Origin of the sequence: Bacillus sp. CFBP9009 (assembly GCF_036541465.1) — a bacterium.
Lineage (GTDB): Bacteria > Bacillota > Bacilli > Bacillales > DSM-1321 > Peribacillus.
Window position 1 is genome coordinate 80,161 of the sequence record NZ_JAZHFU010000010.1, and the last position, 25,732, is coordinate 105,892.

23 protein-coding genes and 3 pseudogenes are annotated in these 25,732 nt (G+C 36.9%); 18 read left to right on the forward strand and 8 right to left on the reverse strand.

The annotated features are described in order from the left end of the window. The first annotated feature begins 208 nt into the window (after nucleotides 1-208). From V3595_RS20475 to V3595_RS20485, 3 genes are all read left to right on the forward strand, one after another. Complete coding sequence (locus V3595_RS20475; protein ID WP_057218503.1) at nucleotides 209-1,486, forward strand: MFS transporter; 1,278 nt, start codon at nucleotides 209-211, stop codon at nucleotides 1,484-1,486. 48 nt (nucleotides 1,487-1,534) lie between these two features. After that, nucleotides 1,535-2,296: an SDR family NAD(P)-dependent oxidoreductase gene (locus tag V3595_RS20480; protein ID WP_485909122.1), complete on the forward strand. Its 762-nt coding sequence runs from the start codon at nucleotides 1,535-1,537 to the stop codon at nucleotides 2,294-2,296. Between the two features lie 390 nt (nucleotides 2,297-2,686). Next, nucleotides 2,687-3,394: an IS6 family transposase gene (locus tag V3595_RS20485; RefSeq protein WP_485909124.1), complete on the forward strand. Its 708-nt coding sequence runs from the start codon at nucleotides 2,687-2,689 to the stop codon at nucleotides 3,392-3,394. Between the two features lie 33 nt (nucleotides 3,395-3,427). On the opposite strand, the gene V3595_RS20490 is transcribed toward V3595_RS20485, so the two are convergent. Together V3595_RS20490 and V3595_RS20495 are read right to left on the reverse strand one after the other, a co-directional pair. Continuing rightward, nucleotides 3,428-3,649 (reverse strand): MerR family DNA-binding protein, encoded by a 222-nt coding sequence (locus tag V3595_RS20490; RefSeq protein WP_485909219.1) that lies wholly within the window; start codon nucleotides 3,647-3,649, stop codon nucleotides 3,428-3,430. 3 nt (nucleotides 3,650-3,652) lie between these two features. Beyond that, nucleotides 3,653-3,757 (reverse strand): MerR family DNA-binding transcriptional regulator, encoded by a 105-nt coding sequence (locus tag V3595_RS20495; protein WP_402882905.1) that lies wholly within the window; start codon nucleotides 3,755-3,757, stop codon nucleotides 3,653-3,655. A 160-nt stretch (nucleotides 3,758-3,917) separates the two neighbouring features. Between V3595_RS20495 and V3595_RS20500 the strand changes: the two are divergent. From V3595_RS20500 to V3595_RS20520, 5 genes and pseudogenes are all read left to right on the forward strand, one after another. After that, nucleotides 3,918-5,069: pseudogene (locus V3595_RS20500) on the forward strand (APC family permease). 447 nt (nucleotides 5,070-5,516) lie between these two features. After that, nucleotides 5,517-6,431 (forward strand): NAD-dependent epimerase/dehydratase family protein, encoded by a 915-nt coding sequence (locus tag V3595_RS20505; protein WP_485909126.1) that lies wholly within the window; start codon nucleotides 5,517-5,519, stop codon nucleotides 6,429-6,431. Between the two features lie 791 nt (nucleotides 6,432-7,222). Then, nucleotides 7,223-8,086, forward strand: coding sequence for an APC family permease (locus V3595_RS20510; protein WP_485909128.1), 864 nt, complete (start codon nucleotides 7,223-7,225; stop codon nucleotides 8,084-8,086). A 230-nt stretch (nucleotides 8,087-8,316) separates the two neighbouring features. Next, nucleotides 8,317-9,054, forward strand: a complete 738-nt coding sequence (locus tag V3595_RS20515) for an SDR family NAD(P)-dependent oxidoreductase (RefSeq protein WP_485909130.1) — start codon at nucleotides 8,317-8,319, stop codon at nucleotides 9,052-9,054. A 22-nt stretch (nucleotides 9,055-9,076) separates the two neighbouring features. Beyond that, nucleotides 9,077-9,199, forward strand: a complete 123-nt coding sequence (locus V3595_RS20520; protein WP_485909132.1) for a creatininase family protein — start codon at nucleotides 9,077-9,079, stop codon at nucleotides 9,197-9,199. Here V3595_RS20520 and V3595_RS20525 read toward each other — a convergent pair. Beyond that, the gene (locus V3595_RS20525; RefSeq protein ID WP_485909134.1) at nucleotides 9,188-9,649 is read right to left on the reverse strand and encodes a PucR family transcriptional regulator ligand-binding domain-containing protein; all 462 of its coding nucleotides are present in this window, start codon (nucleotides 9,647-9,649) and stop codon (nucleotides 9,188-9,190) included. The two genes, V3595_RS20520 and V3595_RS20525, sit on opposite strands and share 12 nt — an antisense overlap. A 14-nt stretch (nucleotides 9,650-9,663) precedes the next feature. Next, entirely contained in the window at nucleotides 9,664-9,807 is a 144-nt protein-coding gene (locus V3595_RS20530; RefSeq protein ID WP_485909136.1) for a hypothetical protein, read from the reverse strand. A 223-nt stretch (nucleotides 9,808-10,030) separates the two neighbouring features. Here V3595_RS20530 and V3595_RS20535 point away from each other — a divergent pair, with 223 nt between their 5' ends. The 5 genes from V3595_RS20535 to V3595_RS20555 all read left to right on the forward strand — a co-directional run bounded on the left by V3595_RS20535 (nucleotide 10,031) and on the right by V3595_RS20555 (nucleotide 16,136). Further along, the gene (locus V3595_RS20535) at nucleotides 10,031-11,329 is read left to right on the forward strand and encodes an allantoate amidohydrolase (protein ID WP_485909138.1); all 1,299 of its coding nucleotides are present in this window, start codon (nucleotides 10,031-10,033) and stop codon (nucleotides 11,327-11,329) included. 35 nt (nucleotides 11,330-11,364) lie between these two features. Next, on the forward strand, nucleotides 11,365-12,795 hold the full coding sequence (hydA, locus tag V3595_RS20540) for a dihydropyrimidinase (protein WP_485909140.1): 1,431 nt from the start codon (nucleotides 11,365-11,367) through the stop codon (nucleotides 12,793-12,795). Between the two features lie 75 nt (nucleotides 12,796-12,870). Beyond that, nucleotides 12,871-13,095: a hypothetical protein gene (locus V3595_RS20545; RefSeq protein WP_485909142.1), complete on the forward strand. Its 225-nt coding sequence runs from the start codon at nucleotides 12,871-12,873 to the stop codon at nucleotides 13,093-13,095. Nucleotides 13,096-13,109: 14 nt separating this feature from the next. Continuing rightward, complete coding sequence (codA, locus tag V3595_RS20550; RefSeq protein ID WP_485909144.1) at nucleotides 13,110-14,417, forward strand: cytosine deaminase; 1,308 nt, start codon at nucleotides 13,110-13,112, stop codon at nucleotides 14,415-14,417. A gap of 303 nt (nucleotides 14,418-14,720) precedes the next feature. Further along, entirely contained in the window at nucleotides 14,721-16,136 is a 1,416-nt protein-coding gene (locus V3595_RS20555) for an APC family permease (RefSeq protein ID WP_485909146.1), read from the forward strand. 400 nt (nucleotides 16,137-16,536) lie between these two features. On the opposite strand, the gene V3595_RS20560 is transcribed toward V3595_RS20555, so the two are convergent. Further along, nucleotides 16,537-16,662 (reverse strand): IS3 family transposase, encoded by a 126-nt coding sequence (locus tag V3595_RS20560; RefSeq protein WP_485909148.1) that lies wholly within the window; start codon nucleotides 16,660-16,662, stop codon nucleotides 16,537-16,539. Between the two features lie 7 nt (nucleotides 16,663-16,669). Here V3595_RS20560 and V3595_RS20565 point away from each other — a divergent pair. Next, nucleotides 16,670-17,615 (forward strand): annotated as a pseudogene (locus tag V3595_RS20565) (glycoside hydrolase family 1 protein); the annotation flags it as partial. Between the two features lie 744 nt (nucleotides 17,616-18,359). Beyond that, a complete protein-coding gene (locus V3595_RS20570; RefSeq protein WP_485909150.1) occupies nucleotides 18,360-18,896 on the forward strand; it encodes a GNAT family N-acetyltransferase in 537 nt (178 codons plus the stop codon). A 139-nt stretch (nucleotides 18,897-19,035) separates the two neighbouring features. On the opposite strand, the gene V3595_RS20575 is transcribed toward V3595_RS20570, so the two are convergent. The 3 genes from V3595_RS20575 to V3595_RS20585 form a co-directional block, all read right to left on the reverse strand. Next, nucleotides 19,036-20,400, reverse strand: a complete 1,365-nt coding sequence (locus V3595_RS20575; protein WP_137024035.1) for a TrkH family potassium uptake protein — start codon at nucleotides 20,398-20,400, stop codon at nucleotides 19,036-19,038. A 170-nt stretch (nucleotides 20,401-20,570) separates the two neighbouring features. After that, nucleotides 20,571-21,227: a potassium channel family protein gene (locus tag V3595_RS20580; RefSeq protein WP_485909221.1), complete on the reverse strand. Its 657-nt coding sequence runs from the start codon at nucleotides 21,225-21,227 to the stop codon at nucleotides 20,571-20,573. A 177-nt stretch (nucleotides 21,228-21,404) separates the two neighbouring features. Further along, complete coding sequence (locus V3595_RS20585; protein WP_485909152.1) at nucleotides 21,405-22,562, reverse strand: cation:proton antiporter; 1,158 nt, start codon at nucleotides 22,560-22,562, stop codon at nucleotides 21,405-21,407. A gap of 524 nt (nucleotides 22,563-23,086) precedes the next feature. On the opposite strand from V3595_RS20585, the pseudogene V3595_RS20590 reads away from it, so the two are divergent. The 3 genes and pseudogenes from V3595_RS20590 to V3595_RS20600 all read left to right on the forward strand — a co-directional run bounded on the left by V3595_RS20590 (nucleotide 23,087) and on the right by V3595_RS20600 (nucleotide 25,427). Further along, nucleotides 23,087-23,952: pseudogene (locus V3595_RS20590) on the forward strand (alpha/beta fold hydrolase). 307 nt (nucleotides 23,953-24,259) lie between these two features. Further along, nucleotides 24,260-24,772, forward strand: coding sequence for a Dps family protein (locus tag V3595_RS20595; protein ID WP_485909154.1), 513 nt, complete (start codon nucleotides 24,260-24,262; stop codon nucleotides 24,770-24,772). Nucleotides 24,773-25,007: 235 nt separating this feature from the next. After that, nucleotides 25,008-25,427, forward strand: coding sequence for a VOC family protein (locus tag V3595_RS20600; protein WP_485909156.1), 420 nt, complete (start codon nucleotides 25,008-25,010; stop codon nucleotides 25,425-25,427). Nucleotides 25,428-25,732: the final 305 nt, after the last annotated feature.

The following is a 25,732-nucleotide window of genomic DNA, read 5'->3' on the forward strand; positions in this document are numbered from 1 at the left end:
AGATGAGTGCGGTTTACTTTCCTGTTCAGCGGGAGTCCAAACACCGGCTGAACGAAGTAAGGAAGGAAACCTAAGTACGCCGAGGCGAAATTGATTGTGCGTTTCTGTCTGTCATCGCTTTTACCCCGTGTTTTGCATATCGTTATAATAATGGGAATCAAGGTTTGTAAGAGGAAATATCTATATCCATAGATAGGGGGGGATGTTTATGCGTTGGGTTGTTCTGATTATTCTATTTTTCGGGTTTTTGATTAACTTTGCTGACAAGAGTGTTGTCGGACTTGCTGCTGGTTCTTTAATGGAAGACTTAAGTTTGAGTTATGCACAATGGGGAATTATTGGAAGTAGTTTTTTCTGGATATTTCCCGTAGCTGCGGTTTTCGTAGGGGTTCTTACCGATAAAGTCTCTCCCAAGAAAATTATAGCCTTCATGCTTTTAGCATGGTCACTTCTCCAGTTTGGAGGCTATATAATCGGCGGTTTTGCAACACTCCTTCTGTATCGTATTTTTCTTGGCCTCGCTGAAGGTGGATATGCTCCGGCATCCCTTAGACAATTGTTTGCTTATTTCCCCCCAGCTATGCGGGCACGGGTGACCACCATTTTTACCTCAGGTTCAACGGTTGGAGCTTATGCGGTCGCTCCTTTGGTTGTACTCTTACTCCAAATGGTAGGTTGGAGACATACGTTTGCTATTATGGGATTAGTCAGTTTGGTTCTATTAGTCGTGTGGGTTACTGTAGTTCCTAAAAAAACTCCAGAACTAGCAGAACTGGCAGTTAAGTCTAACTTTGCTCCAAAAAGGAAAGTTACTTGGTCGGAATTATACCCGGTTCTGTTGTCACGAACTAGTATATTTACTTTGTTTGTTGCATTTGGATTCTTCTGTCTATCGAGTTGGATGCAGATTTGGATGCCTTTATACTTTCTAAAAGTGATTCAAGTATCGGAAATGGGAATGGCATATGCCACATTGACAGTCGGAGGAACATCGCTGATTGTGTCGCTATCCATGGCAACTATCTCTGACCGCATATTTAAAAATACACAAAACGTACGTGCGGGACGGGTGAAGGTAACAGGAATTGGAATGCTTCTTGGTGGCTTGTTTTTTGGATCACTTTATTTTACCCAATCGGTGGCGTGGGCTATCATCGGAATTACATTGGCGTATGGATTTAGCTACCTTATTGTTTCAACATCCCATATCATTATGTGCAATCAGCTTCCTGAACGCACATCCACTATTTCTGGAATGATTGTTGCCTTTCAGAACGTCGCAGCAGCTTTATGCTCGTTGATCACTGGATTTATTATCCAATCCACTGGGAGTGATAATATAGTTCAAGGATTTCAGTATTCATTTCTAATGATTTCTTCGATCATGGTAGTTGTTGCAATACTATTTATAGGCTTTGTTCATCCTGATCGGAAAGAGAAAAAAGTCAAATTGGATGATATGGAGAAGGCGGTGTCCAGTTCTTAAGAAATATGGACTTGCTATACGCAAAAAAATAAGGTAGGGGGAAGAGCAATGGGTTTTGAAGAAAAAGTTGTATTAATCACAGGGGCGACCGGTGGAATTGGTAAGGAAACGGCTCGTTTATTTGCCAACCAAGGAGCGAAACTGGCGTTAGTCGATTTGGATCATAAAAAACTAGAATCGCTTGCCGAGGAACTGGAGCTAGAGGATTATTTGCTGCAAACTGCTGATGTGACAAGTGAAGAGCAAGTAAAGAATTTTGTTCAGCTGACAAAGAAGAAATACGGAAAAATTGACGTTTTCTTCAATAATGCGGGAATAGAAGGAAAGGTTGCTCCGATTACAGAAACATCTTCAGAGGATTTAGATCAGGTTTTGAATGTCAATATCAAGGGTGTCTTTTTTGGTTTAAAGCACGTGATGGCTATCATGATGGAGCAAAGGTCAGGAAGTATCATCAATTCGTCATCTATTACGGGGTTAAAGGGCTCCGTTGGCTTGGCTCCCTATTCTGCCTCTAAGCATGCCGTGCTTGGATTGACCAAAACAGCATCCTTAGAATCGGCAGAAATGGGGATTCGGGTGAACGCAATCTGCCCCGGATATGTCGACACCCGAATGATGCAGGCCATTGAGGGTGGAAAAGGACCAGAGCATGTGAATCAGATGAGAGATAGAGCGTTAGCGAAGGTACCAATGAAGCGCTATGCCCAGCCGGAAGAAATTGCAGAGCTTGTTTTGTTTTTAGCTTCAGATCATGCTTCTTTTATCACAGGAAGCCATTATGTCGTTGATGGAGGGAATCTGGCATAAGATTGTGTGAAACAATAGTTGATATAGCGATTGAAGGGGGCTCTTTCAAAAGAAAGAGCCCCCTTCATTGTGCGCCCAGTATGGGCGTAGTCTATAGGGTGCAAGTCCCGAACTGCGAAGGCTGAAGGCGCGAATCGAACGTTGGAAATAATTCAGCTGCACGAGGTCGCAATAATGTGAAAACCTCCACAAACCAATCAATAGTTAATGCATTAAATCGAAGAAGCTCAATAGTCTGGTCTAGACCAAAGTTTAATTCTCCATTAGTAGGAGAAAAGGGGCTTCTTATGTTAGGCGGGTTCTGGTGCAAGAACTTCAAGACTATTGCAATTAATCTCTAAATCTTGGACATACTGATACTATTACTCTAAAAAAAGGTGTGTGATCGGTATGGAAAGAGAAGATTTGTTCAAATGGAAGCACTATCAGCCTGACATTATTTTGTTAACAGTACGATGGTACCTACGGTACAACTTAAGTTTTCGTAATTTGGTTGAAATGATGGAGGAGCGTGGCTTATCCATGGCTCATACAACGATTATGCGTTGGGTTCATCAATATGGACCTCAATTAGATAAAAGAGTACGTCGTCATCTTAAGCCAACAAATGACTCTTGGAGAGTCGATGAAACGTATATCAAAGTAAAAGGTCAACGGATGTATTTATATCGTGCAGTCGATTCAGAAGGGAATACCATTGATTTTTATCTAAGTGAATCAAGAGATAAACAAGCAGCCAAGCGCTTTTTCAAGAAAGCCTTGGCTACTTCTCATGTTTGTAAACCTCGTGTCATAACAGTGGATAAAAATCCAGCCTATCCTGTAGCGATTCAAGAGTTAAAAGAAGAGAAACGCATGCCTGAAGGCATACAAATAAGGCAAGTTAAATATCTCAATAATATAGTAGAACAAGATCATCGTTTTATAAAGAAGCGAGTTCGTTCGATGTTAGGATTGAAATCATTTCGTACAGCTACTTACATACTGAGTGGCATAGAAGCCATGCATATGATTAAAAAGAAACAGGTTCATCAAGGGGTGAAGTCTGCCCAAAATCAAAAAGAATTCATCCATAAATTGTTTGGATTAGCTTCATAAGTTAGCAATTTAAAGGAAACTTACACTCTATGCTTATAACGAGTGATTTTTGTACCAGAACCCAATTTTTTTCCGAATATTTTCCTCCAAGTCAGTTAATTCATTCAGCTTTAAAACAAGATCTGCGTGCTTGGCTTTAAGAATGTCCAAAGACTTACTAAAATTACGTTCATTGAAATAATCCTTTATATCGTCCGTACTCATTCCAAGTTGCCGTAACTCTTTAATGGTCCCTAAAACCTCGTACTGGGAAATAGATTAGTAGCGATACCCCGAGTGTGGATCGATATATTGCGGCTTAAATAAGTCAATCCGATCATAGTGGCGCAAGGTCTCCGCAGTCATCCCTCGTAACTTTGCCATCTCATCAGCTATTGACCTTTGTGTAACAAAAACCTTTATAATCAAAGATACACAATATTCAAAAGAATCTGAGTATTCTTTGTGAATTGGAGGGAGCTGATTATGGCAAGGAAGAAGCTTGTTAGAACACTTACTTTTTCACAGGTTGTTTTTTTAGGGATTGCTTGGAATTGCTTGGAATAACCCCATAGTATTTTTTTATACCTATGGAATAGCTGCCGTAACCTCACATGGTGTAATTACGGGTGCGTACATTATTGCATTTTTAGCAATACTTTTTACAGCGCTCAGCTATGGAAAGATGGCGAAAGCATACCCTATCTCAGGTTCAGCTTATACATTTACTCAAAAATCTATTAATTCTGAAGTTGGGTTTCTTGTCGGCTGGACAATTATGCTTGATTATATGTTAACACCTATGGTGACGTGCTTGATGTCCACTGTCTTTATAAGTGCAGTGTTTCCGTGGATTCCGCATTATGTGTGGATTATTCTTTTGACTGCTATCATAGTGGTACCGAGCATACTAGGTGTAATGATATCAGCGTCCACAAGTAAAATTTTCGTTATTGCTCAAATCATTTTCGTTTGTTTTTTCTGAATATTAACCGTCAAAAGTTTATTAGAAGGAGTAGGGACAGGCACTCTTTTCTCAAGTAAACCATTATTCAATTCAGATGTTCCCTTGTCAGTTTTCTTAGCAGGAGCTTCAATTCTTTGTTTTAGTTTCCTCGGTTTTGACTCACTTACTACCTTGTCAGAGGAAACAATCAATCCCGAAAAAACCATCCCAAGAGCTATTATCATAATGCTTATGTTTATAGGGATTTTGTACATTGGCTCTTCCTACTTAGCACAATTGGTGCAGCCGGGTTTTTCATTCGAACACGCTGATTCTGCAGCCATGGAAATCGCGATAATTGTTGGGAACTTTTCTTCGGGAGTCGCTACAATTACAAGTGCATCACGTGTGTTATATGCAATGGGACGGGATTCTGTATTGCCTAAAAATCTATTTAGTTATTTTCATCCCAAATTTAAAACACCGTCACACGGCATTATTGTGATAGGTATAGTTTCTTTACTAGGTATCTTGTTAAACCTGGATCAAGTCATCAAGTTTATCGGACTCATTGCTTTTACATCCGTTAATCTATCTGTCATCGCCCATTATTTTATAAGAAATCAGAAACGCTCTTTTAAGACTGCATACGGTATCATTTTTACCGTTCATGGGTGCAGCATTTTGGATGGTATGTGGCTTGGCATATCTTCTTTACATGACAAAATTTTTTCACAAGCCCCTTCCTGAGTTTCATTTTGATGAAGAGATAATTCCTCAAAAGGTAGAGGACATGCAATCAGGTTTTTCCACTGAAAGGAGTAAGTATATGTAACTGAAGGAGGTGTTTTTTCAAATTAAAGAAACTTGAAAGCACTATCTATTTTTGGATGTAAGATCGTTAAAGTAAGACTATTATTAGTCGAAAAAAGAACCCAATTTTGTAAGGCCTTTCAAAATGCCGTTTTTTCCTTTAATACCTATTTTCGTAATAATAGCAACTACTATAGCTATATATACTCAATCATGGAAAGACATTAGTCTAGCTGTTGCTTTTGTCTCTTTTCCTTAATTTATTATTATTTTTATATACGACCTAGAGATAATAAAGAGTCTAAGGAAAATATAAAGTCCGAATCTTCTATCATTAACAAATAAGAGGTATTTTAGATTAAAAAAATATAGGAGGAGTTGTAAATGAACATTTTAGTTACTGGTGGCAAGGGTTATTTGGGAAGATATATCGTAAAAGAACTGCTAAACCAAGGGCATACCGTTATCGATTATATAAGAGATATGAGTCTGCCTTCCGAAGATCCAAAGCATGTACATGTGTTCGGTGAACTTTATGACGTACCTAGACTCATTACGACCATTCAAAATCATAAGATTGATAGAATTATTCACACTGCTGCACAATCACATCCAGATGTAGGGGTAGAGGTACCAATTGCGACTGCTGAAGCCAATGTCATGGGAACCATGGGTGTACTAGAGGCAGCAAGATTGACTGGAGTTAAAAGAATTGTTGTCTATAGTTCTGAATGTGCATATGGTGATACTCATGAGGATATTATTACAGAGGATCATCCGTTAAATCCGAGAACTCCTTATGGTGTAACAAAAGCAACTACAGAGATGATGGCTAGGGCATACAATGAATGTTATGGCATGGATATAATAGCCTTACGAGTTTGTCAAGTTTGGGGCCCTGCACAGGTCATGCAGGAATATATCCGTGATGCTATTAAAGCTGCTGTAAAAGGCGAAATGTTCTATTTACCGTCGGGAAGTGAACAGAAGTTTCAGTTGATATATGTAACTGATGCAGTAAGAGCCTCATTAGCTGCATGTTTTACAGAAAAGAAAAATGAGTTAGCAGTATACAACATTACAGGTGGCTATCAGCAAACATTTGGAGAGGTAATTAAATTGTTACAAGAAGTTATTCCCGATGCTAAATTTGATGTTGGGCCAGGGGAACTTGGTTATGATCATCAGAGTTTATTTGATATCAGCGCTGCAAAGAATGATCTAGGTTATGTTCCTCAGGTGTCCTTAATGGATGGCCTAAAAATGTATGTCAACTGGTTAAGAGAAAATGATTTTTAATTTTGTTTAATGGCCTATTTTGAATAAGTTGGAGCGAGGAATATAAAATGAAAAAATACTCAGTTAACAATACCCCTCTTTACCTGAATATGAAGAATATATTACTTGAAGCAATAAGGAATAACGAAATTGGTGATAATGGAAAACTACCATCTGAGCAAGCCCTTTCAAAATAATTTGGTGTGAGTAGAGCTACAATTTGTAGCGTATTGTAGTCACTTGAAATGATGGTGTAATTTATAAGAGGCATGGGAGTTCAACGGTGATTAATACTGAAGGTTTACAGGTAAAGATGTGTATTGACGAATTTAAAGGGTTTTTCCAACTTATTCAGGAAAGTGGGCATTAACCATCCATTGGGCAAAAGGATCTAGTTACCGTTTCCCACGATAAGAGAATTGCAGATTTTTTAGTTGTAGATAAAGAGGAAGAGCTTTTATTAATACAACGTTTATTCATGTGAGACGGTAAACCTGTGATTTTGGCTCTGAGTACACCCTAAATGTAAGCTTATAAAAGAACTAAAAGTTGACGAATTTCCTGAATCCATTTTTGAACTGGCAGATATGTTTAGCAATGACTCGATTGCACACTCAATTACTGAACTTAGATCATCAATGGCTGATCCTAATCTGAAAAAGAAGATGAAGATGGAGAAAAATGAAACACTTCTTAAACTAGAAGTTCACTATTGTAAATAGGGAGAACCACTTATTTTTTCTGAAATACTTGTAAGGGATAAAATAATACGTTTTCATGCCGCTAGAAGAAGAAAGGGAATTTTAGAGGTGGTGTTTAACTTCCTAATTCAGGGAGCTATTCTGCCAGCAAGTTTTGTACTAGGGATAGGCGACTTTACAAAAGATTTAATTCCAGGTTTACAGGTTTCAAGCCAAGTAGTAGCGCTTATTGCTTTGAGTCTGGTGGTGATTATTGCAATTATGAGTGTTGAATTGGGTGCTTGGGTAACAATTGCCGTGGTTATTGTACAGTCAAGTGTGCTGATAGCTGTGGTTGTAGCTGCCTTTGTTAATCCACATCAGGCATTTATGGATATTACATTCAATCCCACTATGTTAAAGGATGGTGTCCTTGTTCCTGTTACTTTAGGAGTTATGATTACTACTTTAGCGCCAGCATTTAATGTTATTAACGGTTATGATGCAGTGTTAGGTTTTTCAGAAGAAATGAAGGGTGGACCAAGGGTTCTTGCGAATACAGTAATTAAGGCTGCAATACTAGCAGCTGTTTTGATTATAGTGCCACTCATTGCAGGCGTTATTGCTGCTCCAAACTTAGAAGAATTCTTCGGTTCAAATGCACCGATCGTTTACTCGGTAAAACAAGCCTTTGGACCTCAGATTGGAGCTTTGATAAGTATCGGAGTGATCTTTGCACTATTTAATACAGCATTATCTCTCTTTATGTACTTCAGCCGAGTTGTCTATGCGACAGGCCGTGATAAAGTCTGGACACGTAGTATTAATAATGTGCTTGCGAAATTAAATAAGCATAGTGTACCTGCAGCAGGAGTTGTGGTGTTGTTTGTTCCCTGTGTAGCTTTTCTTTTTATCTCACAACTTAATTGGCTTCTTATTTTTTCTGGAACAGTTATATCCGTAGTATATTTTTCGTCGGAGTATCTGGAATTCTAAGTAGAATTAATAATTCGGATGTAGAAAGGCCCTTTAAAATGCCATTGTGGCCATTACCAAGTCTTATTTCTTTTTACTGGCTTTGCTATTGTTACTCAAGGAACTCAGTATCTGATTGGGGAGTTAGTTCTTGCAGCGGTAGCCTTAATATCTTATTTTTTCTTTTCAAAAATTAACATGAACACTAATGAAGATAGCAATGAAAGTTCTAAAACGAAAGGAGTAATATAATGTCTAAAAGAGTTGTGGTTATTACTGGTGCAGGAAGAGGTATTGGATTAGCGACTGCCAAAAGATTTGCCCTAAGTGGAGATTTGCTTTCACTCAATTTCCACACATCAGATGATGAATTAGCTGAGGTAGCAAAAATCGCAAAGGAGAATGGTGGAGACGCAATAATTCTTCAAGCAGATTTGAGTGTACATGAGGAAGCTGTAAATTTTATTAAAAAAACTGAGGAATATTACGGAAGAATAGATGTGTTGATTAATAATGCTGGCATTCTTCAATCAAAAGATGCTCATACCATTGAATGGCATGAATGGCAAAGAATGATTAATACAAATTTAGGGAGTACTTGGTCTTGTATTAGTACTACATTACCCGGTATGATTGAGCGGAAAAGTGGGAGGATCATTAATGTTAGCTCTGAGCTAGGGTTAGTTGGATTCCCAACATATGCATCTTATTGTGCTTCTAAAGGTGCAATCATTGCTTTAACCAAAGCTTTAGCTAAAGAATATGCTCCCATCGGCATACTTGTAAATTCAATTGCACCTGGACCAGTGGAAACGGATATGCTTATTAAGGACACAATTGAATACAATGATGAGACTAGGGAACAGATTCCTTTAAAACGTTTTGGACAGCCGGATGAAATTGCATCGGTCATTGAATTCTTGGCAGGGTCTGGTGGAACATTCCTGGTTGGGCAAATAATTAGTCCTAATGGGGGAACAGCAATATAGTATTGAAAGGGGCTAAACAGAAATGAGAACACGGATTATGGCAAACTTAACGTGGCCGGAGATTAAAGAAGCAGCTGATCGGAATACTGGAGTCATATTGCCGATAGGATCAACTGAACAACATGGATATCATTTACCCTTTTAGACGTTGGTTAAGAAAATCAAGGATATCTTTTTGATTATTTACATTTCCAGGAGGCAAAAAACTAGCTTGACCTTGAATAAGGGGATAAATAATTTGGTGTTTCGTACTTCTGTAAAGCAATTTTAAAACATTCAAGGTTCCTTGAGATGTAAGTACTAATCTGTGAAATTCCCTTAATATTTTTTCTAGATTCCGCAGCATCTGATGATGATGATTAATAATTATAGAATGTAAATCTTGAGTTATGTCTACAAAACGTACATTTTCGGTAATTAAAAGTAAGGGAAAGTCATGTTGGTTTGCCAAGGCAATCATTTCTTCTGGAAAGGACTCGAAATAACGGCCTATCTCTAAGCATAAACAAGATGCATTCAATTCTATTAAATTTTCAAGATAGGATAAAAAAGATACCTTGTCTGATTTGAAGTTAATCCCTGTTGTTAGGATCATTTCTTGGCCATGAATTAACGAGTCAAAATTATCAATTTCCAGAACATGAACTCAACGAATACTTCTTTGTAACCCATTTTTACCTGCAACCACTCTAGTGCCTTTAAGAGAGGGCGTTTTAACACATCATTTATGGAAATAGGGAGATCAGAACTCATAGAACTATCCTCCAATCGTTAATTATTGTTCAGGTTTTATTATTATACATGAAACGAATAAAGAAATCAGAAGGTTGTAAAAATAAAATCTCTTTTTCTTTACACTTTGTCCAATGGAAACGCTTTCTGGATTTATATAATTACCTCATGAATAGATTACAAAATAGAGTAGCAGAAGGAAGGTGATAGATTACTAGGGAAGTTGAGAGAAAAATTTCAGGTAATGAGAAAGAAAAAGGGAGATAGTGAAATGGAAATCAATATCAAACGGGTGATGAATGACTTCGCAAATATTGTAAGATACACGAAAACCCCGCAAAATGGTTGTACACGGTTTTCCTACAGCCCTGAGGACAAACAGGCAAGAGACTATCTGATCTCACAGATGATGAAGCTGGGCCTTGTAATCAGGATAGATGCTATTGGAAATATTAGAGCTAAGTATGGGAAGGAAATAGATAAACCATCCATCATGATCGGATCACATATTGACACCGTAGAAAATGGTGGGAAGTTTGACGGGTTAACTGGCGTTTTAGCGGGTTTAGAGATAATTAGAGTGTTGAAAGAAGAGGAAACTGAATTAAAGCATCCTATCGAGTTAATTATTTTTGCCGAGGAAGAGGGTTCTAACTTTGGGATTACTATGCTTGGCAGCAAGGTATTGACAGGAAAGTATAAGTTAGGGGATTTAAAATTCATAAAAAATGGAGAGGGGAATTCCGTTTACGAAACAGTTAAAAGTTTTGGGGTAGACATAGAGAATGTAGAGAAAGATGTTTTGAGAAAAGATAAAGTGGATTCGATGATTGAACTGCATATTGAGCAAGGGGCAGTACTGGAGACGCAAAATAAATCGCTTGGGATCGTGCAAGCCATTGTTGGAATGAAGACATTTAAAGTTACCCTGGAAGGAGATTCCAATCATGCGGGCACTACTCCTATGAATCTAAGACGCGATCCAATGGTGGGAGCGGCAAGTATCATTTCCCATATCCAGAAAGCGGCAAGCGAACTTGCTCTGCCAACAACGGTTGCCACTGTTGGGAAAATATCCTGTCAGCCAAATATGGCGAACGTCATTCCTCAGAAAGTGGAATTCTTTGTGGATATAAGAGATGTAGAACCTCTAGGGATTGAAATGGTATCCCATGAACTAGCTGAAAAGGTAAAGGCTGTTTCAGCTGAAAACTCGCTGAAGAGCCATATGGAATTGGTGGGGGCCTCCAACAGTGTAAAACTATCTTCCAGGATTATTGAGCTTATTGAAGAAACAGCAAAAGAACATCATTTTAATTACATGAATATGAATAGCGGTGCTGTTCATGACGCAGCGATGATGACTGAAGTGACAGATGTAGGCATGATTTTTATCCCGAGCATGGGCGGTAAAAGCCATTGTCCTGAAGAATATACAAAAGAGGAGGATATTAAAGCAGGATGTGATCTACTTCTAAATGTTATTAAGAATTTGGCTGTAAGTAAAAAAGAATCACAGAAAGTTAATAATTCTAGCAAGTAAAATTTATCCTAATACTTATACGAGGAGGAATAATGATGAGTTTATTAATCAAAAACGGAACAATTGTAACGGCTATAGACGAGTATGTTGGAGACATTTTAATTGAGGGGGAAAAAATCGTTGCAGTTGGTCAAAACCTGAACTACCCAGTCAGCAAGGTAATTGATGCAATGGGTAAATATGTCTTGCCTGGTGGAGTCGATCAGCATGTTCACTATTCTTTTGATTTTAAAGGTGAAAAAGTAAGAGGATTTGAAACTTCTAATGCTGCAATTGCAGGTGGAACAACGACAGTTATTGAGTTTGTTAACCAAGAGGCTGGCAAAGGGATTGCCGAAACTATTTTTGAATATGACAAAAAAGAAGTTTCTAAGCTAGCGATGGTTGATTACTCCTATCATGGCGTAATATGCGAACCAACAGACAAGGTATTTGCGGAAATCTCGAATTTACCGGACAAGGGTATATCGACAGTTAAAATATTTATGGCTTATAAAGGTCTTCCATTCCATTCCGATGACGCGGCCCTTTTTAAAGTATTAAAGGCTTCAAAGGATTCCGGAGTCACTGTTATGGTTCATGCGGAAAATGCAGATGTGATCGATATTTTGCAAAAGGAATGTGTTGCAAAAGGTCAAACAGCTCCTTATTATCATGCAGTATCTCGGCCTACGCTTGTAGAAATTGAGGCTACACAAAGAGCTATTAATCTAGCAGCTTTAGCTGAAGCACCTATTTATATTGTTCACGTTACAGCTAAGGATGTTATGGAAGTTATCAGGGATGCTAATAATAGCGGAATCAAAGTGTATGGTGAAACATGTACCCATTATCTTATGCTCGATAAAAAAGATTTAGCCAAGCCAAATTTTGAAGGTGCAAAGTATGTATGTTCCCCTGCCCTTAGATCTGAAGCTGATCGAAAGGCCCTTTGGGAAGCTATTAATCATGGCTGGTTAAATTCTGTCAGCTCTGATCACTGCGGATTTGACTGGAAGAATCAAAAGCATATGGGAGTTGATGATTTTACAAATATTCCAAACGGATCTCCAGGAGTTGAAAATCGGTTAGGCATTCTTTGGACATATGGCGTGAATACAGGAAAAATCTCTAGACAACGCCTAGTTGATTTATTCGCAACTACTCCTTCGAAAATAAACGGGTTATCTCATCGTAAAGGACATATCGGAGTTGGGATGGATGCTGACATCGTAATTTATAATCCAAACCATGAATCTATTATTACAAATGAAACGAGTTTGCATGGTGTTGATTTTAATATCTATGAAGGATTTAAACAAGAAGGAAAAGTGGATAAGGTATTTCTACGTGGAAAAATGATGATTGAAGATGGAAAATTTATAGGTCAAGAAGGTGAAGGACAATTTATTCCTCAAAATGCATTCGGATTATGTTTTGAAGACATTAAAAAAGTAAAAAAATTGGAGTCTGTCAGTAAAATTTAATATCATTTTGTATTTCGTATTGTCCTACCTTTTGAAAAGTCAAAAGACAATTAATGTTAAGGAGTGGTCAAATGAATGCAGAAAAAGACTGAAAATTCTGTAAATCAATCTGTTGATATAGATTATACTTTGACTCATGTACCACATTCTGCACGTAAAAACTGGATTGCGATATTTGCAGTTCTTCTTGGTTTTACCTTCCTTGCAACTACAATGTCTGCAGGGGCAAATCTTGGTACTGCGTTTAATTTTTCCGATTTATTAAGTATTTTAATGATAGGAAGTATCATAGTTTTCTAGGGGGATTGATTTGAATGTTAATTAAGAATGTAAATATTCGTAAAAAAGATGGTTTATGGGATATAGCAATACAGGATGGAAAGATCAAGAAAATAGAAAGAAATATAGACCCTATTGAAGGAGAAGAGATAATAGATGGAGGGGGAGGATTAGTAATACCTCCATACGTTGATTCTCATACACATCTAGACTATGTTGGTACTTATGGGGATCCAATATATAATTCAACCGGTACCTTATTTGAGGGGATAGATATATGGAATGAACGAAAAAAGGACATAACTTTTGAAGACGTAAAATCCAGGGCTTCAAAAGTTTTAAAATGGAACATTGCAAATGGAACGCAGTATGTGAGAACACATGTTAATACAGATGAACCTGGATTAACATCACTAAAGGCAATGTTAGAGGTAAAAGAACAATTCGCCCCATTTATTGATGTTCAGATCGTTGCCTTTCCCCAGCACGGAATCTTAAATTTTAAAAATGGATTAGAGTTAATAGAAGAAGCCCTAGTAATGGGGGCAGATGCAATTGGTGCCATTCCACACTTTGAGGACACAAGAGAAGATGCGGTTGATTCGATTAAGGAAATATTTAAACTGGCAGAAAAATACGGAGTGCTTGTAGACGTACATTGCGATGAAACTGATGATGATCAATCACGAGGGATTGAAGTAGTTGCAGCACAAGCTTCAAGATATGATATGGGGAAATTAGTTACAGCCAGTCACACAACTGCAATGGCTTCATATAATAACGCTTATGCGTTTAAACTATTTGGATTATTGAAAAGAGCAAACATTAATTTTGTTGCAAATCCCTTAATTAATATTCATCTTCAGGGACGTTATGACACATACCCAAAACGCAGAGGAATTACACGAGTTAAGGAATTACTAGAGGCCGGATTAAATGTAAGTTTTGGAAACGATGATATTATGGATCCATTTTACCCACTTGGGGTAGGAAATATGCTTGAGGTCCTTCATATGGGTGTTCACGTTTGCCATTTGACGGGCTATCAGGAATTACTAGACTCCTTTGATTTAGTTACCACTAATGGTGCAAAAACACTTAATATAATGGATAGATACGGTATTGAAGTAGGAAAATCAGGCAATTTAATCATCTTACCGGCCCAAAATGAGTATGAGGCCCTTCGAAAGCAAGTTAAACCATCCTATTCTATTAGAAATGGGAAAATTATAGCGAAGGTGGAGTCTCCAAATCCAGTAATATATAGGGGGAACGAAGCAGAGAAAATTGACTTTTTAATGGAAGCTTCCAGTTTAAAAGCTTCTAATTTGACTCAAGCTTAAATAATAAACAACCCTAAACGATGTAACAACAATTGGTAAAGGAATGAATTTCATAATCCTGAGCCCTACGGGCTCAAGGGTTTTAAAAACTAAAAAAGGGAGTACCTCCCCAAAAAGTCGAATTGTAGGTTTACAACCTTTAATGAAATTGAAGCCGCTTGGTCTAGTGGGAAAATACAATTTGATCACCTTCAAAATGTGAATTTAAATAAACTTTTAAATTCATAGCAAAATGTAAGCGGTATCCTTTTAATGCGCTAAAGAAGGATTAATAAGCACTGCAAACAAAAGGAGGGATTACGTATGGGTTTCTTAAATTTTATTGGTTATGACAAGAACGGGAGTATTAATGAATTGCCAACTACACTTCATAAAGGACAATTGGGAACAAAGGATGTAACTCTATCAGCATTAGGTTTTAATGCGCCAGCATGGGTAGCCGCATCTTCTATGTCTATTTTATATACTATATCAGGACATGCGGCTCCTTTGGCTATCCTTATTGCTTACTTTTTCCCAATGCTTGTTATTGCAATCAGTATGGTCTATTTAACACGAGAGGCTCCTTCAGCTGCTGGTGCATTTACATTTTCCGCAAAGTTTATACATCCAAATATAGCGACTATTCTTGGGTGGTCATATGTCATTAATTGTTTGGCAGTTGCAGCCATGACGGCTGTAATTGGAGCCCAGTATATTCAATCACTTATCCCTGCACTTAACGGTATAATTGTGGCGAAAATTTTGGGAACAGTTATGTTAATTGTTTTTCTTTTTGTTGGGTTGAGAGGAATTAGTATAACAGCTAAGGTTGCTGGCATTTTTCTTATCTTTGAAATAGCTGTAGTTGTGGGATTAGGCATATTAGGTATTCTAAATCCACATGTGAAAGATGTGTCATTTACCTCATTATATTCTCCTTCTGCAGCTGGAGGTTGGTCAGTGATCGGACCTGGTGTCTTATATGGAATGTGGATGCTAGCGAACTTTGATTCAACCATAAACTTTATAGAAGAGGCTAAACACCCTGTACGTACCGTGCAACGTTCTCTTTTACTTGTTTTGTCATCGGCATTTGTTATTTACAGTGTTGCAGCTATTGGCTGGCAATATGCAGTTCCGGTCGAAAAGTTAGCTGCTGTAGCTGAAGGTGGAAATGGTGGAGCTATCGCTGCCGTCGCTAATGAATATTTACCTTCAACCTTTAGTTGGTTCGCAATTTTTGTGGTTATAACTTCGTCAGCCGCAGGCTTACAGATTTCAATGACTTCTGGTGCACGTACTGCTTATCGTATGAGCCAGGAAGGACATATTCCGGCAATTTTTAGCTCTATAAATAAGCACAAGGTTCCTTGGTTGGTAAGTTTAATTATTATTCTACTAGCTATTGGTTTGGTCTGGTTTAAACCGTATTCTCAGCTTGCATTTTATTATGATGTAATCACTATTACACTTGTTTTCAACTATCTGGCTATAGCATTGTCTTTTATATTTGCTATGTTTAAACGTTACGGAAAGGGAAAGGCATTGTTAATATCCATTCTACCGATACTTTCTATGTTTGTGCTTGGTTATATTGGTTATACAGCCGGAAGTTCTGCTTGGTATATCGGAGTGGGAATTATCATTACCGGAATTTTGATTATTTACGGAAGGGGTGGAAGGAGATCAACTAATTATAGTTACAGTAGTATCCAAGAAGAAGCAGAGGTTAAGTGATTTATAATCCTAAAGCTTAGCTCTTACTAATAATATAATACATCATAATGAATATAATATTACTGGCGGCACACAAATCAGTTATGAAGAATTAATAACTTATGTTAAAGAAATATATCCGACTGCGGATATATCTATTGGTCCGGGAACGATTGATATTCTTGATATGAATGCCCCTTTTGATATTACAAGAGCAAAGGAAGATCTTGGATTTATTCCGGAAATTGATCTATCTACAGGAATCTACGAATATGCTAAATGGTTAGAAAAACATCCGTATTAGTGATAGAAATATAGATATTAAGAAATATTCTTTTGTTTCTTTTTTGTTTAATTAATGGTGTCACTAAACCTTGAAGTGCCCCCTATCAAGTAGACAGTGGAAATAATAAAAAGCGATTTAAGCGGCTTTAGCTCTATATTCCATAGGGCTAAGGCCGTTTAATCGTTTTTGATATCGATTGTAATGATAAAAATTTATATACTCAATAACTGCCTCTGTTAACGCTTCAAACGTTTCATACATTTGTAGATATGAAAGATATGTAACAGCGGTTTTTAACCGTTACAAAAACAAGGTGAAATATTGGATGACGTTCGATGAAATTAACAGCAGCCTACATATGCCGATTTTAGGTTTTGCAATCCAAAAAGAAGAAGATCGCTATCAACCTACTTTTCAGGCATATCACCATCAATTTGTTGCAAGCGCTAGAGCAGTACAGCTTTGTCATGAAATCATTCCAGGTTCTCAAATTGGATGTATGATTGTATATGCTCCTACTTATTCTGTTGATTGCAACCCTGAAAATGTGTTATATGCACTAAAAGAAGAGCAATTGTTTAATTACTTCTGTGGAGATGTTCAAGTAAGAGGAGAGTACCCAGCTTTCATTAAGCGATAGAACATGGAATAAAACTTGAAATTCAAGAAGGTGACCTTGATATAATGAAAGGAAAATACTGTTGATTATATCGCTTTTAGTTATTATATGTCCCGTACAGAGAAGAGGGAAAAAACACCTGAAGATGTGGGTCAAGGGAATATCTTAGGTGGAATTAAAAATAAATTTTTAAAAGTAAGTAATGGGATGGGAAATTGATCCGATCGGACTTCAAATCTCTTTAAATCAATTGTATGATCGTTACCAAAAGCCGTTATTCGTTGTGGAAAACGGTCTTGGAGCCTTCGATAAAGTAGAAAACGACGGTTCGATAAACGACGATTACCGAATTGAGTATCTTCGCGAGCATATCAAAGCGATGGGCGAAGCGATTGAAGATGGAGTACAATTGATGGGGTATACTTCATGGGGATGTATTGATTTAGTTAGCGCATCAACTGGTGAGATGAGTAAGCGTTATGGTTATATTTATGGAGACAAGTACGATGATGGTTCTGGAACACTAGAACGCAAGAAGAAAAAACCATTTTTCTGGTATAAAAACGTGATCGCAACAAATGGGGAAAAGCTCTAGGCGGTGCCTAGTAATCCTAGAATAATGTCGAACAATTACTTTATAGAAAAAGAACCAGTCAACCGGGCTGGTTCTTTTGTGTGTGCGCCCGGCATGGGTGCAGTCTATAGGGTGAAAGTCCCGAGCCAAGAAGTCAGTAGTAGTGGTTAGCCTAACTCAAGGGTGTCCGCGGGGACGCAGAATCTGAAGGAAGCGAGCGGCAAAACTCCGGTCTGAGGAACACGAACTTCATATAAGGCTAGGTATCATTGGAAGAGTCTACACATCAAGAAAAAGTCCATACTGCCGAAGGTGATACAGAGTAAATGAAGCAGATAGATGGAGGGAAAGGCTTCACTCTTACCCGGGGAGGTCTGATTGGAATGCCAAGTGCACTTGGTAACCTATTCAAGAATGGATAGCTGAACAATCAGAAGTTAGCAGAGGTAATTAGAAGCACAATTATATTAGAGATTAGTAGTGATTTGCGGAAAATATCTAGTGTTTGACTCTGAAAAATTATTAATAACTTTGCTAAAGGATTAGGGCTCCTATTGATGGACTATGTAATAAAATTAGGCCCCGACAAACTGATTTTTAATAATTTCTGTAAAACGCTCGTTCGAAAAAGTACACTTTTACGAACAAATTTTGATTTTTCTTCTTCAACTAAAGGGGCAGTTTAGTTCATTAAGGAACCTAATAAAGTATATGGTATTATATGTAATAAGATACATAAGAAAGACTACCAAGGGAGAGTTATGAATGTTTCCAATATTAGAGACAGAAAGACTAATACTAAGAGAAATAACAAAAGAGGATGCAGAAGGTATTTTTGCTTGTTTTTCTAACCACAATGTAACACGTTATTATGGACAAGAAACATTACAGAGTATAGAACAGGCAGAGAAGTTCGTTGATTTCTTTTCAAAAAACTCCGATGAAAAAAGAGGCATACGTTGGGGGATTGAAAGAAAAGAGACCAAAGGTATAATTGGAACAATTGGCTTTAATGCTTGGTTGCCTAAACATAAAAGAGCAGAAATAGGATATGAAATCCATCCAGAGCAGTGGAGAAAAGGATATACTTCAGAAGCAATATCTAAAGTTCTTTCATATGGCTTTGATGTTATGGATTTAACTCGTATAGGTGCTGTTGTATTTATTGACAATGAAGCATCTAATAATTTACTAACTAAAATTGGTTTTCAAAAAGAGGGAGTTTTGAAGAAATATATGCATCAAAATGGTGAAGCACACGATACCTATGTCTATTCATTACTTAAAGTAATAAGTAATTAGAGTTCTTCCGCCAACAGGTTAGTTAGTTAGTTTAATAAAGGGTTGGTGCGGCAACCTTTTTCTTGTGGAACTACCGGGGCAGGTTAGTGGAAGAAGTCACAAAAAAGAGAGCATAATTATATGCTCTTTTGATTAACATTTATCCAATTAAGATTTTTTCTTCTGCATAACGAATTTTTGATTTATCATTTGAATGAATAGCAATTGCAAACGCCATTGTCAGAGGTCCAATCCTACCCACCAACATCATAATTGTAACCAAAATACGACCGATAGGGCTCAGTTCCCCAGTAAAACCAGCACTTAATCCAACTGTACCAAAAGCAGAGACCGTTTCAAATAATATCTTGGACATGTCAGCCCCTTTTTCTGTTATCGTGAGTAAAAAGAAGATTATAAAAATAAATATTACCCCTGAAACAGCAATTGATAAAGCTCTAAAAACCTGAGATTTTGGAATTCTTCGTTCAAAAACACTTATATCTTCCTTATTGGTTATGACTGACCATAGGGCAAAAAGTAACAAAGCAAATGTTGTTACTTTTATTCCGCCCCCTGTTGATCCTGAAGCTGCCCCTATAAACATTAATCCCATCATATATACTTGAGAACTTAATGTAAGTTGGCTTATATCGACTGTATTGAAGCCAGCCGTACGGGGGACAACACCTTGAAAGTAAGCAGCCCACCATTTATCCACCATATCTAACGTTCCTAATGTAGCAGAATTATTGAATTCTAAGCCGAAAATGATAAAGGTACTTACCACATTTATCAGTAACGTAAATAATAACGTAATTTTGGTGTGTAGAGATAACCTTTTTATTTTTGAATTTTTCTGTCCATATATATCTGTGATTACAAAAAATCCGATTCCCCCAAGCATAAACAACAAAGTAATAGTAAGATTTATAGTTGGGTCCCCTACCCACTTACTCAAGCTATCAGGTTCTAAGCCGAATCCTGCGTTGTTAAAAGCCGAGATAGAATGAAATATTCCATAATAAACTGATTTTCCCCAACTCATTTCCTGTGACCAGCGAATGGCGAGAGCAACAGCACCTATGGTTTCAACAATTAAAGTAATGATAATAATTCGTTGAACTAGTTTGATTACCCCTTGTACGGTAAACGTGTTCAAAGACTCTTGAAGCAATAACCTTTGTTTCAAGCCAATCTTTTTCCCTAAGATAATAAACATCAGTATACTACTGGTCATAAACCCCCAGCCACCCAATTGAATAAGAATAAGCAAAACAATCTGTCCAAACAATGTAAAAGTGGTACCAGTATCCACAACTGCTAATCCCGTTACACAAACAGCAGAAGTAGCTTCAAAAAGGGCGTCAATTAAACTAAGATGATGCCTGTCTTTAGTAGCCGCAGGGATCATTAATAAACACGTTCCAATAAAAATTAACCCTGAAAAACCAAACAATAGAATGTGTGCTGGGTGAAGTTTAATAATGTTAAACCGACGGTGTTTTTTACTTGTATGTAACATACTCATCTCCATTTTCTAAGGAATTATATCGTCCAATCTAATTTAATTTATCCCTTGGCACTTGAACTTGAATTAAAGGGGTAGGGTTAAGTAAAGATCATAATAGAAAGGATATATAAACCTTGTAGCCTACTGACAACAAAATCTTAATGTGTTCAGCAGGACAACTGTTATTCTATACTTGAAAATCTGGCTAGATCCTCTTTGTCCCCAATCAACACTAATAAATCTCCTTTAAGAATAATCTGATCTGGAGATGGGGATATGATAATATCTGCTCCTCTTAAGATGGCAATGGCACTGATATTATATTTAGCACGAATATCAAGTTCCCGCAGACTTTTTTCAGCCATTCTTGAAGGGATTACTATTTCCTCTATATTGTACTCTTTTGACAGTTCAATATAATTCAACAAATTTGGTGATAAGAGCTGATTTGCAACACGTTCTCCCATATCTCTTTCAGGATAGATAATCCAATCGGCCCCTACTTTGTCTAAAACCTGTCCATGTTGCTTACCTAGAGCTTTCGCGATTACTTTTTTTACACCCAGCTCCTTAAGAAGTAAAACGGTTAAAATACTGGACTGCATATCGCTCCCAATTGCTACGATTACACAATCAAAGTTGCGAATTCCGACTGCTGTAAGTGTTTGCTCCTCTGTGGTATCCGCCACGACTGCATGAGTCACGTATAATTTAGCATCTTCTACTCGTTCTTCATTAACATCAATTCCTAAAACCTCATGTCCAGCCTCATATAACCTTCGAGCTACACTAGTACCAAATCTTCCTAAACCAACAACTGCATATTGTTGTCTCATCATCTCTATCTCACTCCCCACATTTTGATTATCCAATAATATATTTCCTTTCGGATGAAGGTTAGTATCCGGTTAATACCTCATAGTAATTCCAAATGCAACTGAATGTAACTGTTAAAAGTCCTAATCTCCCTCAAACATCTTGAAAATAATGAGTTCGCGACGAATAGGGGGGGATTTTTATCTCACGCCGACTAAAGCGACTACTTTTTTAAGTGTCGTTCCCTGAACTAATAGAGAAAATACAACATTGCTAAATGTCATTGCTAAAAGCAATTCTCGTCCTTCAAACTCCGGTGTAACGCTTAATATAAGAGCAATAGAAAGAGACCCTTTTAATCCCCCCCAGGCAATTACATGCTTCCAGGAGGTAGGAATGTTTTTATCAAAAGCAAGACTGATATATACGGCAATAAATCGAGCCAAGAGTACGATTAAAATACTCCCAATAATTAACCATCCTTTATCTAGAAAATTAATACTACTGACTTCTAACCCCACCAATAAGAAAATGAGTGCATTCGAAAGGAAGGCAACAATTTCCCAAAAGGAATCCATTTTCTCATGTGTCAGGTCAGACATCCCGATATTTTTCCCATATGTCCCGAGGATTAAACCAGCTGTCACTACTGCGATCACACCTGAAACATGAAAATGTTCCCCAAGATCAAAAGCACCGTAAAAGAGAACCATCGAAAGTCCGATTTCCACCAAATAATTGTCGATTTTGGACGTAATACGGGAAGCAATAAATCCGCATAATCCACCGATAAGGATACCTCCAATGACTACTTTTACGAACTCAATAGAAGCCTCAAAAGTGCCTGTTAGACTTAAAACGGTGGTCACAAGTGCAATTTTAAATAATACAACGGCTACTCCGTCATTCGCTAAACTTTCTCCTTCGACAATAATGGATAACCGTTTATTCAAGCCGAGAGCCTTGAAAATACTAAGGACTGAAACAGGATCTGTGGCAGCCATCAATGCTCCGAAGATTAGTGCTTGCTGAAGAGAAAGGTTCAGCAGAAAGTACATTAGAAAAGAAACGATTAAAAACGTTAAGAATGTTCCAACAAATGATAATAATAGGATAGGTTTCTTACTCCGATTTAGTTCATCAATTGGAAGTTTAAGCGCTGCATCTCCTAATAGAGCTGATAAAAAGATTACAATGACTGTAGTTTGGAATACAGAATCAGTTGCAGCATAACTCTTGACCTCAGACAAGCCGGGAATAGGTAGGATCCCTATTATCAATCCAACAATAACAAGAAATGTAGGATACGGTTGTTTCATTTTTTCTGCGATAAAAACAATCCCTACCGCGATAGCCAATAAAATGATCCAGTATGTAATCAGATACTTATTCTCCCTTCAAATGATGCATATTACACCCAATGACGGCCGTATAACATACCCTTTATTTACATTACTCAGGATTCGTATGCGGGTAAATCCAATCATACATAAATCCCACCTCTGTATTTGTTGTTTTCTATAGTATGAACTTTTTTTTAGTGTTATCAATACTCATATTCATAAGTAGAGTACCCAAGAGATACCGCAAGAATGCAGGATAGTTGGCCAAGAAAAGATTTTTACGGGATAGATCCAAAAGTACCAAATAAAACTTTCTAAATGAACTACCGGGTGCTTTATCTTAGGATCGGAGCTGTCTTTAAGGCAGCTTTTTTTTATGCAACTAAACGGGCAGGATAATTGAAGAGTGCTGTTTGATCTTCAACAAGTGGGCCATTTTACAGAATAAGTAGGAAATTTTCTAAAGAGGACAGAAGTAGTATTTATTCCTTATAAAATTAAATAGAAGGATTTCAGTACATTAAAAATGGGGCTGTTTTATGGAAAGAAAAATAGAGGTCTTTTCAACAGAAGGTATTACAATTGAATATTCGATAATCGGTAAAGGAGAGCCAATATTAGTCATGCACGGTGGTCATTCTAATTGTAATGAAGAATTTGGGTATGGCTTTCTAATTGAAAATGGTTTTTCAATAATTACCCCTTCAAGGCCAGGGTATGGGAAAACATCAAAAGAAGTTGGGGAAAGTCTTCCAATAACATGTGAATATTATACAAAATTATTAAACCAATTAAACATCGGAAAAGTTCACATTCTAGCCATTTCTGCAGGAGGTCCTAGTGGAATTTATTTTGCTGCCAAATATCCGGAACACGTTAAAACACTCATTTTACAATCAGCAGTTACAAAAGAATGGCTTCCCCCTAAAGATAAAGAATACAAAATTGCAAAGTCCCTTTTTCATCCAAAATTCGAGAAAACTACATGGAAATTAATTTCTACTATGAATAATAGGTTTCCTTTGTTTATTTTAAGCAAATGTTTCCATCATTCAGTACTTTAAAATATAATGAGGCAAAAAATAAAATAGAAATTGATGATATAGAAGCAATTAGAAGAATGAATCATCGTCAAAGATCTGGTTATGGGTTCTATATAGATCTGGAACACATAAATGAAATAACTATTGAAGATTTACAAGCTGTTTCATGTCCAACTCTTATAATGCAAAGTAAATATGATGGTTCTGTACCTTTAGAACATGCGTATTATGCACAAGAAAACATTCCCTCTTCTGAACTTTGTTTGATTGACTCATGGGGACATTTGATTTGGCTTGGCAAATCATCTAATGACACTAACTATAACCTTATTAAGTTCCTTAGATCTCATAAAGATTCTTAATTTGTTACATTTGATTATTATTATTCAAGAAAGGTTCGCTTTTCTTATGGCACTAACGGGGCAGGTTAGTTGCATAAGGCATACGTTAGAGTACTGCAAGGCTACCCTTTAAATAAACTGTGTCATCTATCTATGTGGCACATAATTAGCCTAATTTCTCGGTGTTATAAGTGAGAAATTAGGCTTTAGTTACTTCATTAAAGCGCCCTTCTTGACATAATCATTGATTATAAGAAGTCAAAGCAAAGAACTGTGTACTCGCCTAAAACATATATTAATTTGAAACCAATTTAGAGGGGATGATAATGTGTCTCGTGAACTGCGTGCCACTTTGACTGGTCTGGATTCACAATACGCAAAAAGACTGGCTGATGCCTTTAATAGATACTTGGCTAATCTTCATGTAGTTTATATCAAATTACGTAACTTTCACTGGAATGTGGTTGGTGTTGATTTCATTGATTTTCATGAAAAATTAGGCGAACTGTATGAAGAAGTTGCTCTTGAAATCGATCGAATTGCTGAACGAATCAAAATGTTGGGTTTTTTTCCTCTTGCCTCTATGCATGAATTTGTCCGTTATGCAACTCTAGAAGAAGCCCCTAGTTGTCCTTACAATACCTCGACTATTGCTTTTGCCGTTGCCAATGATTTCGCAGCAACAGCACGTTACTTGCGTGAAGTCGATGAATTCGTAAAAGAGACAACAGATGAATTTACAATAGATCTTATTGCAAATGCATTGGCCTTTCTAGAGAAACATGTTTGGTTCTTTACAGCATACCTAGAAAGAATGGATTGCGTTGATTCTCAAAGATGATAATTTCTATATAATCAATAAAAGCTACTCCTGAGAAGTAAAGGGTAGCTTTTTCTGTTTTGTTACCCCAACCCGATTTAAGAGCTCATTAACTTCAAGAAAATCAGCTTTTTCTTTATGCAACTATCGGGGCAGGATAGTTGCATATATAAAAGGGTAATTATGGATAATTAAAAGGGGAAAGAAATATAAGTGGAGAATGAGTTTATTCAAGTAATTAAAGGAGGAAAACAGGGTGAATAAAAAATTATTAAGGGTTGGAACTACTTATATCCCAGTTTCAAATGTAGAACTTTCTTCTGAATGGTATGTAAACAAATTGGGGGCAGAGTTAAGCTATAAAGACGAAGACAAAGCAATTCTTAATTTTGCGAACCAAAGTATTTTCCTTGTTAAATCTAAAGAAGATCAAAGCTCAATTTTCTATGATATTTACGGTGTTGAGCGTTTTTCTATAACTTTTGAAGTTAATGGATTAAATGCTTTAGAAGCTATACATAGAGATTTTAGCGATAAACAGATTAGAGTTGGTGTAATTGAAAATAGAGGACATTCTGGAAGGAATTTTGTTTTCTTTGATTTAGATGGTAATAAATTTGATGTATGGAGTGAATTAAGTCCAATTTTCAAAGAAAAATACCTTATTTCGCAATAGAAAAGACTGTTTTCTTATAGAACTGACGGGTGCGTTAGTTGATTAAGGAATACAAAAATGATCAATCTTTTTTATAAAAGAATAATCCAATTAAATATTATAAGGGCATGTTTTGATTAATCTTTTTTCAAAACATGCTCTTTCTATTTGTTCATTTATCAAGGTTTTTTGTATTAATTTGATCAAAATTTGTTTCGAAGCTACAATTGTGCGTAAAAAAGGTTTTCAACTTGGTTGTGTAAAACAAGCGTTAAATCGTAACTTAGGGCTAGTTATAGCAATAATTGATTTTGCGGTAAACCTGC

Bases quoted from the DNA above. Each gene is read 5' to 3' on its own strand.
- V3595_RS20475 (WP_057218503.1), top strand. From the start codon at position 209: ATGCGTTGGGTTGTTCTGATTATTCTATTTTTCGGGTTTTTGATTAAC.
- V3595_RS20480 (WP_485909122.1), top strand. From the start codon at position 1,535: ATGGGTTTTGAAGAAAAAGTTGTATTAATCACAGGGGCGACCGGTGGA.
- V3595_RS20485 (WP_485909124.1), top strand. From the start codon at position 2,687: ATGGAAAGAGAAGATTTGTTCAAATGGAAGCACTATCAGCCTGACATT.
- V3595_RS20495 (WP_402882905.1), bottom strand. From the start codon at position 3,757: ATGGCAAAGTTACGAGGGATGACTGCGGAGACCTTGCGCCACTATGAT.
- V3595_RS20505 (WP_485909126.1), top strand. From the start codon at position 5,517: ATGAACATTTTAGTTACTGGTGGCAAGGGTTATTTGGGAAGATATATC.
- V3595_RS20515 (WP_485909130.1), top strand. From the start codon at position 8,317: ATGTCTAAAAGAGTTGTGGTTATTACTGGTGCAGGAAGAGGTATTGGA.
- V3595_RS20520 (WP_485909132.1), top strand. From the start codon at position 9,077: ATGAGAACACGGATTATGGCAAACTTAACGTGGCCGGAGATTAAAGAA.
- V3595_RS20525 (WP_485909134.1), bottom strand. From the start codon at position 9,649: ATGATCCTAACAACAGGGATTAACTTCAAATCAGACAAGGTATCTTTT.
- V3595_RS20530 (WP_485909136.1), bottom strand. From the start codon at position 9,807: ATGAGTTCTGATCTCCCTATTTCCATAAATGATGTGTTAAAACGCCCT.
- V3595_RS20535 (WP_485909138.1), top strand. From the start codon at position 10,031: ATGAGAAAGAAAAAGGGAGATAGTGAAATGGAAATCAATATCAAACGG.
- hydA (WP_485909140.1), top strand. From the start codon at position 11,365: ATGAGTTTATTAATCAAAAACGGAACAATTGTAACGGCTATAGACGAG.
- V3595_RS20545 (WP_485909142.1), top strand. From the start codon at position 12,871: ATGCAGAAAAAGACTGAAAATTCTGTAAATCAATCTGTTGATATAGAT.
- codA (WP_485909144.1), top strand. From the start codon at position 13,110: ATGTTAATTAAGAATGTAAATATTCGTAAAAAAGATGGTTTATGGGAT.
- V3595_RS20555 (WP_485909146.1), top strand. From the start codon at position 14,721: ATGGGTTTCTTAAATTTTATTGGTTATGACAAGAACGGGAGTATTAAT.
- V3595_RS20560 (WP_485909148.1), bottom strand. From the start codon at position 16,662: ATGTATGAAACGTTTGAAGCGTTAACAGAGGCAGTTATTGAGTATATA.
- V3595_RS20570 (WP_485909150.1), top strand. From the start codon at position 18,360: ATGTTTCCAATATTAGAGACAGAAAGACTAATACTAAGAGAAATAACA.
- V3595_RS20575 (WP_137024035.1), bottom strand. From the start codon at position 20,400: ATGTTACATACAAGTAAAAAACACCGTCGGTTTAACATTATTAAACTT.
- V3595_RS20580 (WP_485909221.1), bottom strand. From the start codon at position 21,227: ATGATGAGACAACAATATGCAGTTGTTGGTTTAGGAAGATTTGGTACT.